The 2,039-nt window shown below is 53.1% G+C and carries 2 tRNA genes and 1 rRNA gene; all 3 read right to left on the bottom strand.

What is annotated here, in order from left to right:
- Positions 1–4: 4 nt before the first annotated feature.
- Positions 5–78, bottom strand: a tRNA-Ala gene (locus UXI14_RS17935).
- 199 nt (positions 79–277) lie between these two features.
- Positions 278–351 (bottom strand) — tRNA-Ile (locus tag UXI14_RS17940).
- A 79-nt stretch (positions 352–430) separates the two neighbouring features.
- Positions 431–1,950: ribosomal RNA gene (locus UXI14_RS17945) — 16S ribosomal RNA — on the bottom strand.
- Positions 1,951–2,039 lie beyond the last annotated feature (89 nt).

The raw sequence follows: 2,039 nt of genomic DNA on the forward strand, positions 1-2,039 counted from the left end.
TCAGTGGAGAATATCGGAGTCGAACCGATGACCTCCTGCGTGCAAGGCAGGCGCTCTAGCCAGCTGAGCTAATCCCCCGTTTTTTAGTGATCAGTTAACGGTTACCGGTTAACAGTACTTAATAACGGCTACTCAACCTCTAAAATTTCCTTTCAATATTTCCATTACAGACCCTTTTAACATCTTTTTACAAGATATCACTCCGGTATATAACTTTTTAAGAACTTATATGCTCGCCCGGCAATCGATCATGCCCCGACCGCCCCCTCGACCTTAGTAGTCTCGGGCAGACTCGAACTGCCGACCTCTACATTATCAGTGTAGCGCTCTAACCAGCTGAGCTACGAGACTGTTTCTTTTTTTTATTGACAGCTTTAAGCAAAACCACCCCTTGTCAAGACCCACGATCGGTCAAAGGCCTTTTCTCTAGAAAGGAGGTGTTCCAGCCGCACCTTCCGGTACGGCTACCTTGTTACGACTTAGCCCCAGTTACCGGTCTTACCCTAGGCAGCTCCTTGCGGTCACCGACTTCAGGTACCCCCAGCTTCCATGGCTTGACGGGCGGTGTGTACAAGGCCCGGGAACGTATTCACCGGATCATGGCTGATATCCGATTACTAGCGATTCCAGCTTCACGGGGTCGAGTTGCAGACCCCGATCCGAACTGTGACCGGTTTTGTAGATTCGCTCCGCCTTGCGGCGTGGCCGCTCTCTGTACCGGCCATTGTAGCACGTGTGTGGCCCAGGACGTAAGGGCCGTGATGATTTGACGTCATCCCCACCTTCCTCTCGGTTTGCACCGGCAGTCCCGCTAGAGTTCCCGACTTCACTCGCTGGCAACTAACGGCAGGGGTTGCGCTCGTTATAGGACTTAACCTGACACCTCACGGCACGAGCTGACGACAACCATGCAGCACCTTGTAGCCCGTCCGAAGAAAAAAGTGTTTCCACTCCCGTCGGACTACATTTAAGCCCTGGTAAGGTTCCTCGCGTATCATCGAATTAAACCACATGCTCCACCGCTTGTGCGGGCCCCCGTCAATTCCTTTGAGTTTCATTCTTGCGAACGTACTCCCCAGGTGGGATACTTATCACTTTCGCTTGGCCACTGAGCCCGAGGGCCCAACAGCTAGTATCCATCGTTTACGGCGTGGACTACCAGGGTATCTAATCCTGTTCGCTCCCCACGCTTTCGTCCATCAGCGTCAATCGTGCAGTAGTGACCTGCCTTCGCAATAGGTGTTCTGAGTAATATCTATGCATTTCACCGCTACACCACTCATTCCAGCCACTTCCTGCAAATTCAAGGCCGGCAGTATCAAGGGCAGTCCCATAGTTGAGCTATGGAATTTCACCCCTGACTTACCGGCCCGCCTACGGACCCTTTAAACCCAATGATTCCGGATAACGCTTGCACCCTCCGTATTACCGCGGCTGCTGGCACGGAGTTAGCCGGTGCTTATTCGTACGGTACCGTCACCGGCCCACACGTGGGCCTTATTCTTCCCGTACAAAAGCAGTTTACAACCCATAGGGCAGTCTTCCTGCACGCGGCATGGCTGGATCAGTCTTCCGACCATTGTCCAATATTCCTCACTGCTGCCTCCCGTAGGAGTCTGGTCCGTGTCTCAGTACCAGTGTGGGGGGTCTCCCTCTCAGGACCCCTACCTATCGTTGCCATGGGGCGCCGTTACCGCTCCATCAAGCTAATAGGACGCATGCCCATCTTTTACCGCCGGAACTTTAACCGGGGACCGATGCCGGTCCCCGGTGCCATGGGGTATTAATCCGGATTTCTCCGGGCTATCCCCCAGTAAAAGGTAGGTCGCATACGCGTTACGCACCCGTGCGCCGGTCTCAAAGGGAGCAAGCTCCCTCCTACCCCTCGACTTGCATGTGTTAGGCCTGCCGCTAGCGTTCATCCTGAGCCAGGATCAAACTCTTCATCGTTGTCTTTTAAAAACCGTTCGGCCCTTTGTGAACAACCGTAAAGAATCTCAACTCAAAATGATCTTGCTTAAATTTTCTTACTTGGTCGG

The organism is Galbibacter sp. PAP.153 (assembly GCF_037029175.1).
GTDB classification, from domain to species: domain Bacteria; phylum Bacteroidota; class Bacteroidia; order Flavobacteriales; family Flavobacteriaceae; genus Galbibacter; species Galbibacter pacificus.